Origin of the sequence: Paenibacillus sp. MAEPY2 (assembly GCF_000499205.1) — a bacterium.
Classification (GTDB): Bacteria; Bacillota; Bacilli; order Paenibacillales; family Paenibacillaceae; genus Paenibacillus; species Paenibacillus vandeheii.
In genome coordinates, this window is record NZ_AWUK01000111.1 from 1 (window position 1) to 939 (window position 939).

General features: G+C 58.7%; 1 protein-coding gene. It reads left to right on the forward strand.

Translation table 11 applies throughout. The features are described from left to right. Positions 1-939: condensation domain-containing protein (locus P364_RS35935; protein WP_036666056.1), on the forward strand; the 939-nt coding region annotated here is incomplete at both ends.

Below are 939 nucleotides of genomic sequence, written 5' to 3' on the forward strand. Positions count from 1 at the left end.
ATCAATCACCAGTTCTTTGTCTCCGGGGGAGACTCCATCAAGGCACTCCAGATCGGATCACGTCTGGCTCGGGCAGGACTGCGGATGGAGGTCCGGGATTTGTTTGCCTATCCGAAGATTAGGGATCTCTCCCCGTATGTGAAATGGGATCAGCGGGAGCGCATCGACCAGGATCCGGTGGAAGGGGAAGTGCAGCTGACCCCGATTCAGCAGTGGTTTTTTGCGAACAATACAGCGGAACGAAACCACTTCACCCAGTCCTTTATGCTGCACCGGGCAGCCGGATTCAAGCCGGACGTGCTGGAACAGGTGCTGGACCGATTGCTAGAGCATCATGATGCGCTGCGGATGAGGTATGAGGTGCAAGCGGATGGCAGCATCCGTCAAATCAACCGTCCCGTGCCTACCGGGGAGCGGATGTATACCCTGCACCGGTTTGATACACGGGGCTGGGATGAACCGGAGCGTCAGGTCTATGAGGCGGCTACCCGGGTGCAGCAGGCATGCAATCTGGAAGAGGGCAAGCTGGTGCAGGTCGGGTGGTTTGAAGCCGAAGATGGAGACCATCTGCTGCTGGCGATTCATCATCTGGTCGTGGACGGGGTATCCTGGCGAATCCTGCTGGAGGACATGGAAGTGCTGTATCAGCAGGCGGAGCGGGGAGAAAAGCTGGATGCGGGCGAGAAGACCGACTCTTACCAGCGTTTCGCAGAAGCCTTGCAGGATTACGCGAACAGCCCACAGGCTGCGAAGGAACGAGCCTACTGGAGCAGGCTTGCCGCGGAGGGGGCTGGACTGAACCTGGGAGAGCGGAAAGAAACGGCAGGGCCGGATCGATTTGCGGACAGCCAAACCCTGCAAAGCACCCTGAGTGCGGAAGTCACCCAGCAGCTGCTGCGGGAGAGCAACCGGGCATACCAGACGGAGATTAATGATCTG